General features: G+C 65.3%; 10 protein-coding genes and 1 riboswitch. Of the genes, 6 read left to right on the top strand and 4 right to left on the bottom strand.

All coding sequences use genetic code 11. The features are described 5' to 3' along the window. Window positions 1–74: 74 nt before the first annotated feature. From DM807_RS09340 to DM807_RS09330, 3 genes are all read right to left on the bottom strand, one after another. Complete coding sequence (locus DM807_RS09340) at window positions 75–1,652, bottom strand: ATP-binding cassette domain-containing protein (protein ID WP_179027303.1); 1,578 nt, start codon at window positions 1,650–1,652, stop codon at window positions 75–77. A gap of 171 nt (window positions 1,653–1,823) precedes the next feature. Then, entirely contained in the window at window positions 1,824–2,186 is a 363-nt protein-coding gene (locus DM807_RS09335; protein ID WP_012272063.1) for a hypothetical protein, read from the bottom strand. After that, on the bottom strand, window positions 2,183–2,560 hold the full coding sequence (locus tag DM807_RS09330) for a glyoxalase superfamily protein (RefSeq protein WP_012272064.1): 378 nt from the start codon (window positions 2,558–2,560) through the stop codon (window positions 2,183–2,185). The genes DM807_RS09335 and DM807_RS09330 overlap by 4 nt, the downstream gene beginning before the upstream one ends. 100 nt (window positions 2,561–2,660) lie before the next feature. Next, window positions 2,661–2,877: riboswitch (cobalamin riboswitch) on the top strand. Between the two features lie 102 nt (window positions 2,878–2,979). On the opposite strand from DM807_RS09330, the gene cobW reads away from it, so the two are divergent. The 4 genes from cobW to DM807_RS09310 all read left to right on the top strand — a co-directional run bounded on the left by cobW (window position 2,980) and on the right by DM807_RS09310 (window position 9,504). Then, entirely contained in the window at window positions 2,980–4,047 is a 1,068-nt protein-coding gene (gene cobW / locus DM807_RS09325; protein ID WP_060494050.1) for a cobalamin biosynthesis protein CobW, read from the top strand. 3 nt (window positions 4,048–4,050) lie between these two features. Then, on the top strand, window positions 4,051–7,812 hold the full coding sequence (gene cobN, locus DM807_RS09320) for a cobaltochelatase subunit CobN (protein WP_179027302.1): 3,762 nt from the start codon (window positions 4,051–4,053) through the stop codon (window positions 7,810–7,812). Window position 7,813: 1 nt separating this feature from the next. After that, on the top strand, window positions 7,814–8,836 hold the full coding sequence (locus DM807_RS09315; protein WP_012272067.1) for a magnesium chelatase ATPase subunit I: 1,023 nt from the start codon (window positions 7,814–7,816) through the stop codon (window positions 8,834–8,836). Window positions 8,837–8,937: 101 nt separating this feature from the next. Further along, window positions 8,938–9,504, top strand: a complete 567-nt coding sequence (locus DM807_RS09310) for a VWA domain-containing protein (RefSeq protein ID WP_179027301.1) — start codon at window positions 8,938–8,940, stop codon at window positions 9,502–9,504. A 106-nt stretch (window positions 9,505–9,610) separates the two neighbouring features. Here DM807_RS09310 and DM807_RS09305 read toward each other — a convergent pair whose 3' ends face one another. After that, window positions 9,611–9,877, bottom strand: a complete 267-nt coding sequence (locus DM807_RS09305; protein ID WP_003247923.1) for a hypothetical protein — start codon at window positions 9,875–9,877, stop codon at window positions 9,611–9,613. 342 nt (window positions 9,878–10,219) lie between these two features. Between DM807_RS09305 and DM807_RS09300 the strand changes: the two genes are divergently transcribed. After that, a complete protein-coding gene (locus DM807_RS09300; protein WP_012272069.1) occupies window positions 10,220–11,545 on the top strand; it encodes a sigma-54 dependent transcriptional regulator in 1,326 nt (441 codons plus the stop codon). A 200-nt stretch (window positions 11,546–11,745) separates the two neighbouring features. After that, window positions 11,746–12,888: a MexC family multidrug efflux RND transporter periplasmic adaptor subunit gene (locus tag DM807_RS09295; protein ID WP_012272070.1), complete on the top strand. Its 1,143-nt coding sequence runs from the start codon at window positions 11,746–11,748 to the stop codon at window positions 12,886–12,888. The last annotated feature ends 14 nt before the right edge of the window (window positions 12,889–12,902 follow it).

The following is a 12,902-nucleotide window of genomic DNA, read 5'->3' as shown; positions in this document are numbered from 1 at the left end:
ATCCTTGGCGGATCGGGAACGGCCAGTCACGAATTGATAGCGTGCGATGCATTTTTCGCAGCACATGGCTGCGCCTACAAGTGCAGGTATTCATCGAGCGCCAGGTTTTCCAGCAATACCGCATCATGGGACGCCACCATCAGCGCCCCGCGAAATTGCCCAAGCATGCGTTCCAGGGCTGTCAGCGATGGCAGGTCCAGGTGGTTGCCGGGTTCGTCCAGCAGCAACAGGTCGAGCGGCCGTTCGCGGTATAGCACGGCGGCCAGCGCCGCCTTCATCCGCTCGCCGCCGCTGAGCAGGCTGCTGGGCAGTTCGACACGGGCCGCATCCAGGCCCAATTGCGCCAGGCGGCTGCGCAACTCGCCCTGGGCCAGCATCGGGTTGGCTTGGCGCAGGTGTTCGAGCACGCTGCCGTGGCCCGCTAGCGTGTTGCAGTGCTGGTCGAGCAGGGCGGTTTCGCCACTGAGGCGCACATTGTCGGGCGGTGCCGGCAACTCCCCGTTCAGCAGCCTGAGCAGGGTGGACTTGCCACTGCCGTTGGCGCCGATCAGCCCCACGCGCTGGCCCAGGCACACACGCAGGTCAAGCGGTTTGCGGGTGCCACGCGGCAAGCGAAGTGCCTGCAAGGCCAACACTTCTCGGCCTGGATGACGCTGAGGTGTAGGCGCGTGCAAGGTAATAGCGCTTTCTTGCTCGACCTCACGGGCGGCGTCACGCACTTTACCCACCAACGCTTGCTGGGCATCGCGATGGTCGCGGCGCTGCTTGCCAGCAGTGGCCTGGCTGCGCTCCTGCTGGCGGTCGACCAGGATCTTGGCCTGGTTGGCGTGCTTGGCCTGGCGCCCGGCCCGCGCCTGATGGCGCTCCAGGTCTTCGCGCTGGCGCTGCAGTTCACGGGCCTGGCGTAGCTGCGCCTGCTTCAGCCGGGCAAGGTGCTGCTGGGCCTGCGCCGTCTGGTTGGCTTTTTGCGCTGCATAGATGCTGTAGTTGCCACCATAGCCCTGCAAACCCAGGCTGGATAATTCAACAATGCGTGCCATGTGCGCCAGCAGGCTGCGGTCGTGGCTGATCACCAGCAAGCCACGGTCCCAGGCTTCGATCATGCTCAGCAGTTGGGCACGGGCGTCGCTGTCCAGGTGATTGCTTGGCTCGTCGAGGATCAGGTAGTCGGCATCGCTGAGCCACGCGCCAATCAGCGCCACGCGCATGGCCTGGCCGCCGCTCAGGCTCCGTGCGGGCTGGCGCCAGTCGAGTTGGCCCAGGCCGTGGCCCTGAAGCTGGCGTTGCAATTGCTCGCGGATATCCCAGCGCTCGCCAACGGTGTCGAAATCGTGGGGCTGGATGCTGCCTTGCTCGATACGCTCCAGCGCCGCAATCACCGGCCCCACTTGGGCCAGGTCGGCAAGCGTGGCGCTGCGCTCGATGACTTGCTGGTCCAGCAAATGGACAGGCCCGAGGCGCCGGCAATGGCCGCTGCTCGGTTCACGCTGGCCGGCAAGAATCTGCCCTAGCAGGCTTTTGCCCACGCCATTGCGCCCGACCAGGCCGGTGCGGCGTTGGTCGAAGGTTTCGTTGAGGTTGCTGAACAGCAGCCTGCCATCAGGCAAGGCCAAGGAGACGCTGTCCAGCGTCAGAATCGACGTGTTCGTCATGCACAACTCCACAAATGCCGCGACATCTCCGGAGCGAGCCGGAGGCTGAAGACTGGCCGTCGAACGGACGGCGGCATCAATGGCGCATTGGACGAACACCTCGTAATTAGAGAGCGCGTAGCCTAACGGACCGTCCGGGGCCGGGTAAAGCACCGGCCGCCGGTTGGGGCCTCAGCGTTGCGCCTGCAAGCGTTTAGCCCAGTCCCCGGCGTGGCCGTGCGCGCAGGCTTGTTCACTGTCGAACCGCACATGCCAGGCCGGATGGTCCAGCTGTATGCCGGCTTGCTCCAGTGCATGGCGGGTCAACGCCAGCATGTGCGCCTTCGCTTCGCCCGCGACGGCAGCGGCTTTGTCGGCCTCTTGCTCAAATACCCAGGTAATACGAAGGCTGCCCGGAAAGTCCTCGGGGTCGAGGCGGTGAGTGAGCCAGCTGAAACCGACGATCTGCGCCTTGGCGGTTTCGCAGGCATCGGTCAGGCACGCCACCAGCTCCCGCTCCAGGCGGGCCATTTCGCGTTTGCCCAGTGCCTTCACGGGTTGGCCTCGTCATCGATCTGCTGGCAAAAGCGCAGGCGGTTGCCGAACGGGTCCCACACCTGCATCTGCAGGCCCCAGTCCAGGCGCTCGGCCTCTGGCCGGGCGTAACCGTACTGTTTGTCCTGCAGCTCGCGCTCCAGCGCGCGCAGGTCGTCGATGCGGGCGAACACGGTAGAACCGGGGCATGCATCGCCATGGTGCTCGGAAAGGTGCAGGATCAGGCCGTCGCGGTGAATCTGTACGTACAACGGCAGGTCCGGGCTGAAACGATGCTCCCAGTCCAGGCTGAAACCGAGGAAATCGAGGTAGAACTCCTTGGCCTTGTCGACCGAGAAGATGCGCAGTACGGGTATGGCGGGGGCGAGGGGCATGGGACGTCCTTGACCGTGGGCAGAGTCGCTACTGTAACGCAGTAGCACCAAGAGTGGTCGACCAGCCCGCCGCAATGGTTGACCACCCGCCAGCCACTGCGTAGCCTTGCCAGTTCGAGGTTCTTCGGCCAGGCCGAAGCTAAGATGGGAACGCGGTACATGCCGCGGCTGCCCCCGCAACTGTAAGCACCGACAACGGATCGACACTGCCACTGCGCCAGCGCGCGGGAAGGCGTCATCCCGCCAGCCCGCTGTTCAACCGTACGGGGGCCTGGAACGGTGCGAGCCAGGAGACCTGCCTCGTCACGTTTTCGACTTTCAACCGGGCGGGGTGATCCGGTGGCGAACAAGCCCGGCCAACCTCTGGCCCGTGGCTGTCGTCCTGCATGCCCGCGCCACACTGCCAAGGGCAATGCGACATGAAAACACTGGCCAAGCTCCCCGTCACCATCGTCACCGGCTTCCTCGGCTCGGGCAAGACCACCTTGCTGCGCCACATGCTCGACAACGCCCAAGGCCGCCGCATCGCGGTCATCGTCAACGAATTCGGCGAGCTGGGCATCGACGGCGAAATCCTCAAACAGTGCAGCATCGGTTGCACCGAGGAAGAAGCCAGCGGCCGCGTCTACGAACTGGCCAATGGTTGCCTGTGCTGCACCGTGCAGGAAGAATTCTTTCCGGTGATGCGCGAGCTGGTGGCACGCCGTGGCGACCTCGACCACATCCTGATCGAAACCAGCGGCCTGGCCCTGCCCAAGCCTTTGGTACAAGCGTTCCAGTGGCCGGAAATCCGCAACGCCTGCACCGTCGATGCGGTCATCACCGTGGTCGACAGCCCGGCCGTGGCCGCTGGCACCTTCGCCGCCTACCCGGACCAGGTCGATGCCCAGCGCAAACTCGACCCTAACCTGGACCATGAATCGCCACTGCACGAGCTGTTCGCCGACCAGCTGGCCAGCGCCGACCTGGTGGTACTGAACAAGGCCGACCTGATCGACGCCGACGGCCTGGCCAAAGTGCGCGCCGAAGTGGCTGAAGAACTGCCGCCGGCCGTCAAGGTGATCGAGGCCAGCAGCGGCAAGCTGCCACTGGAAGTGCTGTTGGGCGTGGGTGCCGAGTCCGAGGCGCACATCGATGGCCGCCGCACCCACCACGACACGCACCACGACGGCGACGACCATGACGATCATGACCACGACGCCTTCGATTCCATTTCCATCGACCTGCCCGAGGCCGACGAAAGCCTGCTGCTCGACGCACTGACGCAACTGGTGGTGGAGTTCGGCATCCTGCGTGCCAAGGGCTTCGCCGCCATCCCGGGCAAGCCGATGCGCCTGCTGGTGCAAGGCGTGGGTACCCGCTTCGACAAGCACTTCGATCGCGCCTGGCGCAACGACGAGCCGCGCATTACCCGCCTGGTGCTGATCGGTCAGGACCTTGACGCTGTTCAACTGGAAGCGCGCCTGCGCCAGGCCCTGGGCGCCTGACCCATGCACCTGCTGCGGACCCAGCCCGGCGGCTTCGTGCCGGATGACAGCATTGCCGACCTCGGCCAGACACCCGCCGAGCTGGTGATTCTCTGCAGCGGCGATTCGCACCTGGCATTGCTCGCCGATACCGCCGAGCAATTGCCTGAAGACTTCCCCAGCCTGCGCCTGGCCAACCCGATGCAGGTGCAGAACCATGCCTCGGTCGACTTGTACGTCGACCAGGTACTGCGCCACGCCAAGGTCATTCTGGTGTCGCTGCACGGTGGCGTTGGCTACTGGCGCTACGGCGTCGAGCAACTGGTCGAATTGGCCGCCCGTGGCGTGCAACTGATTCTGGTGCCGGGTGATGATCGCCCGGACCCGGAACTGACCAGCTTGGGTAACGTTTGTGGCGAACAGGCCGAACGCCTCTGGCACTACCTGCGCCAGGGCGGCAAGGCCAATGCCATCAACCTGTTCAATTGCCTGGCCAGCCAGTTGCTGGGCCGTGACTACGCTTGGGACGAGCCACAGCCTTTGCCACGCACCGCCGTGTATCACCCGGCCAAGGGGAGCGTTGCGCTAGAAGACTGGTACCCGCACTGGCACCCGGATTACCCGGTGACGCCGCTGTTGTTCTACCGCTCGCACCTGCAGGCGGCCAACACCGCCTTCATCGACGTGTTCTGCCAGCGCCTGCAAGCAGCCGGGCTGAACCCGTTGCCGATCGCCGTGGCCAGCCTCAAGGAAAGCGCCTGCCTGGAGCAGGTCGAAGCCTGGCTGGACGAGGTCGGCGCTGAAGTGCTGGTCAATACCACCGGCTTTGCCCTGTCCAGCCCAGAGCGCCCCAACCTGCGGCCGTTGCGCCGTGATATCCCGGTGTTGCAGGCCATTTGCGCGCAAGACAACCAGCCCGGCTGGGAAGCCAGCGAGCAGGGCCTGGGCGCGCGTGACCTGGCCATGCACATCGCCTTGCCGGAGCTGGACGGGCGCATCATCACCCGTCCGGTCAGTTTCAAGGACATGGCCTGGCGCAGCGAGCGCAGCCAGTCCGACGTGGTGTGCTACCGCGCGCACCCCGAGCGCATGGACTTCGTCGCCGAGCTGGCCCGCCGCTGGGTTGAGCTGGCGCGCCTGCCTAATGCCCAAAAGCGTATTGCCCTGGTGCTGGCCAATTACCCGACCCGTGATGGCCGCATTGGTAACGGCGTCGGCCTGGACACCCCGGCAGCGGCGCTGAACATCCTCAAGGCGCTACAGGCCGAAGGCTATCCGCTGGCCGATTTGCCGAGCAGCGGCACGCAACTGATTCGCCAACTGCTCGGTGGCGTGACCAACGACCTCGACCACCTGGACCAACGCCCCTGCGCCCAGAGCCTGAGCCTGGCCGACTACCAGGCTGCATTCGAGCGCCTGCCCGAGGCCAACCGCCAGGCCGTGCTGGAACGCTGGGGGCCGCCCGAGCAAGACCCGATGTACCGCAGCGGCCGGCTGATGGTGGCCGGCTTGCGCTTTGGCCTGACTTTCGTCGGTATCCAGCCGGCGCGGGGGTATCAGGTGGACCCGAGCGCGGTGTACCACGACCCCGACCTGGTGCCGCCGCACGGCTACCTGGCGTTTCACTTCTGGCTGCGTCACGCCTTTGCCGCCGACGCGGTGATCCATGTCGGCAAGCACGGCAACCTTGAGTGGCTGCCCGGCAAGGGCGTGGGGTTGTCGGCACAGTGCTGGCCGGATGCGCTGCTCGGCCCGCTGCCGAACATCTACCCGTTCATCGTCAACGACCCGGGCGAGGGTGCTCAGGCCAAGCGCCGCACCCAGGCGGTGATCATCGATCACCTGATGCCGCCGCTGACCCGTGCCGAAACCTATGGGCCGCTGCGCCACCTGGAACAGTTGGCTGATGAGTTCTACGAAGCGCAGCTGCTCGACCCACGGCGTGCTCGCGAGTTGCAGCGCGATATTCTCGAACTGGTAAAAGCCAACCACATCGACCGCGAGTTGCAACTGGAAGGGCAATTGGACGATGCCGCCGTATGGCTGCCACGCCTGGACACCTACCTGTGTGACCTCAAGGAATCGCAGATTCGCGATGGGCTGCACGTGTTCGGGCAGTCGCCTGAAGGGCGCCTGCGCCTGGATACATTGCTGGCGCTGTTGCGGGTTGAGCGTGGCGACGGTCGTGGTGGCAATGCCAGCCTCCTGCGGGCGCTGGCCAAAGCACTGGTGCCGGGCTTCGACCCGCTCGACTGTGACCTTGGGCAGCCGTGGCAGGGTACACGCCCTGAACAGCTGCAAGCCATCGGCAATGACCCTTGGCGCACGTGTGGCGATACCCGCGAGCGCCTCGAACTGTTGGCACACCAGGTGATCGGGCAGGCGCTGGAAGGCACTGCAGCGTTACCCGCCCTAAGTGAATGGCAGCCGGTGCACGACGTACTTCAGGCCCTGCGTGACGCGGTGGCACCCAGCCTGGACGCCTGCGGCACTGCCGAAATGAATGGCCTGCTGGCGGCATTGGCGGGGCGCTTCGTGCCCGCCGGCCCCAGCGGCGCACCCAGCCGCGGGCGCCTCGACGTGCTGCCCACCGGCCGCAACTTCTATACCGTGGACGTGCGCAACCTGCCCACCACCACGGCCTGGCGCCTGGGTTTCGCCTCGGCCAGCCTGATCCTCGAACGCCACCTGCAGGACCACGGCGATCACCTGCGCCAGCTCGGCCTGTCGGTATGGGGTACGGCGACCATGCGCACTGGCGGCGACGACATTGCTCAGGCCATGGCGCTGATGGGCGTGCGGCCGGTGTGGGCCACTGGCAGCCAGCGCGTGGACGATTTCGAAATCCTGCCGCTGAGCTTGCTCGACCGCCCGCGTGTAGACGTGACCTTGCGCGTTTCCGGCTTCTTCCGCGATGCGTTCGGTAACCTGATCCGTCTGTTCGATGCCGCCGTGCAGGCCGTGGCCGCGCTGGACGAGCCCGACGACCTCAACCCCCTGGCTGCCCGTGTACGCAGCGAGCGGGCAGTGCTGCAGGCGCAAGGCGTGGACGCCGATCAAGCTGCTCGCCAGGCCGGTTGGCGGGTGTTCGGTGCCAAACCCGGCGCTTACGGTGCCGGGGTGCAGAACGCCATTGATGGGCGGCTGTGGCACAGCCGTGACGACCTGGCTGAGGTCTACCTCAACCATGGCGGCTATGCCTACGGTGGCAGCGACGATGGCACCCCGGCCCGCGCCCAGTTCGCCCAGCGTCTGGCCAAGGTGCAGGCGGTGCTGCAAAACCAGGACAACCACGAGCATGACCTGCTCGACTCCAATGATTACTACCAGTTCCAGGGCGGTATGCTGGCAGCGTCGGAAACGCTGTCCGGGGCGGCGGTGGCCAGCTACCACGGCGACCACAGCCAGGCCGATCGACCGCGTATCCGTACCCTCAAGGAGGAGCTGAACCGGGTAATCCGTGCCCGTGCGCTCAACCCGAAGTGGATCGACGGGGTCAAGCGTCACGGCTACAAGGGCGCCTTCGAGATGGCGGCGACAGTCGACAACGTGTTCGCCTTCGACGCCACCACGCACCTGATCGACGACCATCATTATCAGGGGCTGGCCGATGCCTACGTGCTCGACCCGGCCACCCGCGATTTCATGCGCGAGCACAACCCCGAGGCCTTGCGCGACCTCACCGAGCGCCTGCTGGAGGCCCAGCAGCGCGGTTTGTGGCAGGCGCCGGGCAATTACCGCGAAGCCCTCGAAGAACAACTGCTCGACGGCGAGGAACAGGCTTGAAATGAGTGAACCCGTACAATTTCCGCTGGCGGCGGTGGTCGGTGCCGACGACCTGAAGCTGGCGCTGTGCCTGACCGCCATCGACCCGAAGATCGGCGGCGTGCTGATCGAAGGGCCGCGTGGCATGGCCAAGAGCACCCTGGCCCGTGGCCTGGCTGACCTGCTTGGCGAAGGCCCGTTCGTGACCTTGCCATTGGGCGCCAGTGAAGAGCGGCTGGTCGGCACCCTCGACCTGGATGCCGCGCTGGGGCAGGGCAAGGCGCAGTTTTCCCCAGGGGTGCTGGCCCAAGCCGACGGTGGCGTGCTGTATGTCGATGAGGTCAACCTGCTGCCGGACACGTTGGTTGACCTGTTGCTCGATGTGGCTGCCAGTGGCACCAACCGCATCGAGCGCGACGGCATCTCGCACCGGCACAATGCCCGTTTCGTGCTGATCGGCACCATGAACCCGGAAGAGGGCGAGCTGCGCCCGCAACTGCTCGACCGTTTTGGCCTGAACGTGGCGCTGGAAGGCTTGCCCGAGCCCGAGGCCCGGCAGCAGATCATTCGCCGACGCCTGGCGTTCGACAGTGACCCCAAGGCGTTCTGTGACCAATGGGCAACGGCCCAGGCGCAACTGCGTGAGCGCTGCCAGGCGGCGCGCCAGGCCTTGGCCCAGATTGCCCTGGATGATCAGGCGCTGGCCTGGATTACCGAGCGCTGCTACGCCGCTGGCGTCGACGGCCTGCGCGCCGACCTGGTCTGGCTGCGTGCGGCGCGCGCCCATTGTGCCTGGCGCGGTGCTGCGGCTATTGAAGAGGTGGATGTCGAAGCGGTGGCCGAGTTCGCCTTGCGTCATCGCCGCCGTGTCATGCCCCAGGCCAAAACGCCGTCGGCGCCGCAGCCGCCTGACCAGCAGCCCGGCCAACCGGGTGGCGGCAACCCTGGTGAACAGGGTGCGCAGGGCGACTGGGGGGCATTGCCGGCGCAGCCGGTGGCCAGCGGCGCACGCCGCGAGGTACCGAACTGGGCAAAAAAGCCCTGAGCATCCCCCAGCTACCTGCCAAAGGGGCGGATGCAAGGCCTGGTGCAGGCAAGCAGGGCGAGGCCAGCCGTGGCCGCGGTCGCAATGCGGCGGCCGGCCGGGTGGCCTGGCTACCGACATTGCTCAAAGGGCGGCCACGGCTGCGCCAGGACCTGTGTTGGCAACAGCGCCAGGCTCGGCCCGCAGAACTGTGGCTAGTCATCGTCGACGCGTCGGCCTCGACCCGTCGCCATCAGGCGCTGGCGCAGACCAAAGGGTTGCTGGCAGCGCTGTTCGATCAGGCTTACCGCCAGCGCGCCCGGTTGGCGTTGCTGACCGCCAGCGGGCGTACACCGCAGTGGCAGCGCCACGGCCTGAAGGCCTCGTCGGCTTTGCAACCCTGGCTGCAGGCGTTGGGTGCGGGTGGCGGCACGCCGCTGATTTGTGCATTGGAGCAGGCCCGACACTGGCTACAGGCACGACAGCGCGCCTATCCAGATGAAGCCGTGCGCTGCCTGGTGTTTACCGACGGTCGTCTGCAGCGCTGGGACACTGTTCAACCCATGCCCTGTCCAACGTTGCTGGTGGATATGGAATTGGCGCCGGTGCGTGTTGGCCGCGCGCAGCACCTGGCAGAACAGTTGCAGGCCGATTATCAGCACTTGCAACACTTCAAGGTCGTGGATTGAACCGTACTGGCGCGACACTATGTCGCAACAGGAAAAGTTGCCAGAACAGCAACTTTGCATCCGAACAAGTGCGTGGCGCTGCACGCACTTGGTTTACCGGGCGATATTACTTCGGCATCGACCACGGTTGCAGGTCGTAACCCTTTTCACATAATTCGGCGCGCACTTCTTCAATCAGGCTGGCCCATTGGGCCGGGTCGGAGTAGATACGCGAGGACACTTGCTTGGCGCCGATGCGGGTGCTGGTCCGGTCGATCACTGCCAGGCTCAGCTCACCAGTACCGTTGGGTGCATCCCAGGCTACGCACTGGAAAGGTTCGAAGGCGTGGTCGGCAATCAGCAGTGCTTCGTTGACACGGAGCGGGGCATTCATGGTTCGGTCTCTCTATGGTCCCAAACATCGAAGTGAAGTCCGCGTTGCTTCAAAGTCGCCTCAATGATCGCGAAGTGCAGCGCGGGGTTATGTGTACTGATGCTCGTTGTCCGGGGGCAAGTCACACATTGGTTGTAAATTTTTTTGTCAGAGGCATATTCGTTGTTGCCTGCGCCGCCATGTGATGTCGATAAAGTGCGAAAATTCCCGGGGCACTTTGTAAAAAAATGCGTCCGCAGACAAACGGTAGTGGGCACTGTCAACTTCGTTGCTACTGTTAAACGGGCGCCACAACTTGCTGTTTTACTTCAAAAAACCAAAAACTGGCGCCAAGGATCGGTCATGCAGCAGCCTGCCGCTCAACGCCGTTTGCTAATCGTCGACCCCTGCGACGACTGCCACCGCTTATTGCCTGGCCTGCGCAACGCAGGCTGGGATGTGGACAGCTGTATGCTCGGGGCCGCGCTGGACCATCCCTGCGATGTAGGCCTGCTGCGCTTGCAGGCCACGCACCTGAGGCATCCGGATGCGGTCAAGGACATGATCAAGCGCAGCAACACCGAATGGATTGCCGTGCTCAGCGCCGAACAGCTGCGCATGCCGGCGTTCGGTGATTTTGTTTGTGAGTGGTTTTTCGACTTCCACACCTTGCCGTTCGACGTCTCCCGCGTGCAGGTGACCCTGGGCCGCGCCTTCGGCATGGCCCGTTTGCGCGGCAAGGGGGCGGTCAAGGTCGATGAGGCGACCCACGAGTTGCTCGGCGAAAGCCGGCCGATCCGTGAGCTGCGCAAGTTGCTGGGCAAACTGGCGCCCACCGAATCGCCCGTGCTGATCCGTGGTGAGAGCGGCACCGGCAAGGAACTGGTGGCACGCACCCTGCACCGTCAGTCGCAACGCAGCGAGCAGCCTTTCATCGCCATCAACTGTGGGGCGATCCCCGAGCATCTGATCCAGTCCGAACTGTTCGGCCATGAAAAGGGCGCATTCACCGGGGCGCATCAGCGCAAGGCCGGGCGCATCGAAGCGGCCCATGGTGGCACGCTGTTTCTCGATGAAATCGGTGACCTGCCGCTGGAGTTGCAGGCCAACCTGCTGCGTTTTCTGCAGGAGAAGCACATCGAGCGGGTGGGCGGCAGCCAGCCGATCCCAGTGGATGTGCGAGTGTTGGCGGCCACCCATGTGGACCTGGAGCGGGCCATCGAGCAAGGGCGTTTTCGCGAAGACTTGTATTACCGCCTGAACGTGCTGCAGGTGGTGACCGCGCCGTTGCGCGACCGGCATGGTGACCTGTCCATGCTGGCAAGCCACTTTGCCCATTTCTACAGCCTGGAAACCGGGCGTCGGCCGCGTTCGTTCAGCGACCATGCCCTGGCCGCGATGGGCCGGCATGACTGGCCGGGCAATGTGCGCGAGCTGGCCAACCGTGTGCGCCGGGGGCTGGTGCTGGCTGAAGGGCGGCAGATCGAGGCGCAGGACTTGGGCCTGCAGCTGCTCGACCAGGAACAACAGCCGCTGGGCACGCTGGAGGAGTACAAGCAACGCGCCGAGCGCCAGGCGCTGTGCGATGTGCTCAACCGGCACAGTGACAACCTGAGTGTGGCGGCGAAGGTGCTGGGTATCTCGCGGCCGACTTTTTATCGATTGCTGCACAAGCATCAGATTCGTTGACTCCCCTTGCAGGTTTGACGTGGCATCTCCAGGGCCTGGCAGATCGAGCGCCGCCCGCGCGGCGCTCGATCTGCCAAGCGGCGAAGATGTCACGCCGAGTTTCACAATTCTTAACAAAGTATCAAATGAGACAAAATTGACTCATTTTGTCTTCGCTCATATCATTCGGGCCGTTTTTCCATTTAAAGCTCGGGTGAATCATGAGCAACTTGCGTGCAATAGGAATGGCCAGCTGCCTGGCGGCGGCAGTCGCGCTGGCCGGCTGCGGCGAAGCTGAAGCGCCGCCGTCTGCGGCCCACAGTGCCTTTCCGGTCCAGACCGTCACGGTCGCCAGCGAACCCCTGACCTTGGCGGCAACGCTGCCGGGCCGGGTCGAACCCATGCGGGTGGCCGAGGTTCGCGCCCGAGTGGCCGGCATCGTCCTGCACAAGCGCTTCGAAGAAGGCGCCGACGTAAAAGCCGGCGATGTGCTGTTCCAGATAGACCCGGCACCCTTCAAGGCCGCGCTGGCACGCGCCGAGGCCGACCTGGCCAGGGCCCAGTCGGTCATGTTCGAAGCCCAGGCGCGGGTACGCCGCTACGAACCGCTGGTGAAGATCGAGGCAGTCAGCCAGCAGGACTTCGACACCGCCAGCGCCGACCTGCGCAGCGGCCAGGCCGCTGTGCGTTCGGCCCAGGCCGATGTCGAGACCGCGCGCCTGAACCTGGGCTACGCCACGGTCAAGGCGCCGATCTCTGGCCGTATCGGCCGTGCCCTGGTCACCGAAGGTGCGCTGGTGGGGCAGGGCGACGCCACGCTGATGGCGCGCATCCAGCAACTCGATCCGATTTACGTCGACTTTACCCAGTCCGCCGCCGACGCGCTGCGCCTGCGCCAGGCGCTGAAGGAGGGTGCGCTGGCAGCCGGTGATCAGCAGGCCCTGACCGCCCAGGTGGAAGGCACCGACTACGAGCGCCAGGGTGCGCTGATGTTCACCGACGTCGCGGTCGACCGCGGCACCGGCCAGGTCACCTTGCGCGGCCGCTTCGACAACGCCGACGGCATCCTGCTGCCGGGCATGTATGTGCGCGTGCGCACCCCGCAAGGCACCGACAACCAGGCCATCCTTGTGCCGCAGCGCGCCATCCAGCGCGGCAGCGACGGCGAGGCGCGGGTCATGCTGGTGGGCATCGGTGGGGTTGCCGAGGCGCGCAGTGTGCGCACCGGTGCCATGCACGGTGCCCGCTGGCAAGTCACCGAGGGCTTGCGCCCAGGTGACCAGGTGATCGTCGGCAGCCCTGCCGGGCTGGCTGCGGGCATGCCGGTGGTGACTGCCCCGGCGCAACAAGCCGCAGCACGCTGAGGCGAGGGTAACGA

Origin of the sequence: Pseudomonas hunanensis (assembly GCF_013393325.1) — a bacterium.
Taxonomy (GTDB): Bacteria; Pseudomonadota; Gammaproteobacteria; order Pseudomonadales; family Pseudomonadaceae; genus Aquipseudomonas; species Aquipseudomonas putida_P.
This window is presented reverse-complemented; position numbering and strand designations above follow the sequence as displayed.

Bases quoted from the DNA above. Each gene is read 5' to 3' on its own strand.
- DM807_RS09340 (WP_179027303.1), bottom strand. From the start codon at position 1,652: ATGACGAACACGTCGATTCTGACGCTGGACAGCGTCTCCTTGGCCTTG.
- DM807_RS09330 (WP_012272064.1), bottom strand. From the start codon at position 2,560: ATGCCCCTCGCCCCCGCCATACCCGTACTGCGCATCTTCTCGGTCGAC.
- cobW (WP_060494050.1), top strand. From the start codon at position 2,980: ATGAAAACACTGGCCAAGCTCCCCGTCACCATCGTCACCGGCTTCCTC.
- cobN (WP_179027302.1), top strand. From the start codon at position 4,051: ATGCACCTGCTGCGGACCCAGCCCGGCGGCTTCGTGCCGGATGACAGC.
- DM807_RS09315 (WP_012272067.1), top strand. From the start codon at position 7,814: ATGAGTGAACCCGTACAATTTCCGCTGGCGGCGGTGGTCGGTGCCGAC.
- DM807_RS09305 (WP_003247923.1), bottom strand. From the start codon at position 9,877: ATGAATGCCCCGCTCCGTGTCAACGAAGCACTGCTGATTGCCGACCAC.
- DM807_RS09300 (WP_012272069.1), top strand. From the start codon at position 10,220: ATGCAGCAGCCTGCCGCTCAACGCCGTTTGCTAATCGTCGACCCCTGC.
- DM807_RS09295 (WP_012272070.1), top strand. From the start codon at position 11,746: ATGAGCAACTTGCGTGCAATAGGAATGGCCAGCTGCCTGGCGGCGGCA.